The 1,814-nt window shown below is 34.0% G+C and carries 1 protein-coding gene; it reads left to right on the top strand.

Going from position 1 to position 1,814, the window contains the following annotated elements; translation table 11 throughout:
- On the top strand, positions 1–1,814 hold a 1,814-nt coding region (gene ileS / locus ACTG3S_RS14350; RefSeq protein WP_439130017.1), incomplete at both ends, for an isoleucine--tRNA ligase.

Here is a 1,814-nt window from a genome sequence, read left to right as displayed (position 1 = left end):
AGTTGATACTTCTGAAGCATTAAAAGAATACAATGAAGGTGATAAAAAAATACCTTTTTACGTAATAAAAGAATTTGTAGGAAAAGATTTGGTAGGGATAAAATACGAACAAATTCTAGATTATGTTTTACCAAATGACAATCCAGAAAATGCGTTTAGAGTAATTGCTGGCGATTTTGTAACTACAGAAGATGGTACAGGTATTGTGCACACAGCACCAACTTTTGGTGCAGATGATGCTTTGGTTTGTAAACAAGCAACCCCAGAAATACCACCTTTATTGGTAAAAGATGATAATGATAATTTGGTGCCTTTAGTAGATTTACAAGGTAAATTTAGACCAGAAGTAGGTGAGTTTGCAGGTAAATACGTAAAGAATGAATACTATGCAGAGGGTGAAGCACCAGAAAAATCAGTAGATGTAGAGTTAGCTATCAAACTTAAAACAGAAAACAAAGCTTTTAAAGTAGAAAAGTACAAGCACAGTTACCCAAATTGTTGGCGAACAGACAAACCTATTTTATACTATCCACTAGATTCTTGGTTTATAAAAGTAACAGAGGTAAAAGATAAAATGCATAGCTTAAATAAAACCATTAACTGGAAACCAGCATCTACAGGAACTGGGCGTTTTGGTAATTGGCTTGCAAATGCAAACGACTGGAATTTATCACGATCTCGTTATTGGGGAATTCCATTACCTATCTGGCGTACAGAAGATGGTAAAGAAGAAATTTGTATTGGTTCTGTAAAAGAACTAAAACAAGAAATGCTACGTGCCGTAGACGCAGGTATAATGAGCAAAGACATATTCGCTAGCTTTGAAATTGATAACAACTCAGATGAAAACTACGCGAAAATAGATTTACATAAAAACATTGTAGATGAAATTGTGTTGGTTTCTGCATCAGGAAAACCTATGAAACGCGAAAGCGATTTAATTGATGTTTGGTTCGATTCTGGCTCTATGCCTTATGCACAGTGGCATTATCCGTTTGAAAATAAAAATAAAGTTGATGGGAATGAATCTTTTCCAGCAGATTTTATTGCAGAAGGGGTAGACCAAACACGTGGTTGGTTTTATACACTACATGCAATTGCAACCATGGTTTTTGATTCTGTTGCCTATAAAAATGTAGTTTCTAACGGTTTAGTTTTAGATAAAAACGGACATAAAATGTCTAAACGTTTAGGTAATGCTGTAGATCCGTTTACGACATTATCCACTTATGGTGCAGATGCCACAAGATGGTATATGATTTCGAATGCAAATCCTTGGGACAATTTAAAGTTCGATTTAGAAGGAATTGAAGAAGTGAAACGTAAGTTTTTTGGAACTTTGTATAATACGTATTCGTTCTTCTCTTTATACACAAATATTGATGGTTTTGCTTATAAAGAAGCAGACATTACTTTAAATGATAGACCAGAATTAGACAGATGGATTTTATCTGAACTACATACTTTAATCGAAAAAGTAGATAAGTTTTACGCAGATTACGAGCCTACAAGAGCAGCAAGAGCCATATCCGACTTTACACAAGAGTATTTAAGTAATTGGTATGTGCGTTTAAGTAGAAGACGTTTTTGGAAAGGAACTTATGAAACAGACAAAATTTCTGCATATCAAACCTTGTACACTTGTATGCTAACTATTGCAAAATTAGCATCGCCAATTGCACCATTTTTTATGGATCGATTGTATCAAGATTTAAATGCAGTAACACAAAAAGAAACATCAGAAAGTATCCATTTAGCAGATTTCCCTGTTTTTGATAAAAACTTTGTAGACAAAAGTTTAGAGCGTAAAATGG

Origin of the sequence: Polaribacter sp. (assembly GCF_965656025.1) — a bacterium.
In the GTDB taxonomy this organism is placed as follows: domain Bacteria; phylum Bacteroidota; class Bacteroidia; order Flavobacteriales; family Flavobacteriaceae; genus Polaribacter.
The sequence above is the reverse complement of the archived record's forward strand: the minus strand, read 5'-3'. Positions and strand labels throughout refer to the sequence as shown.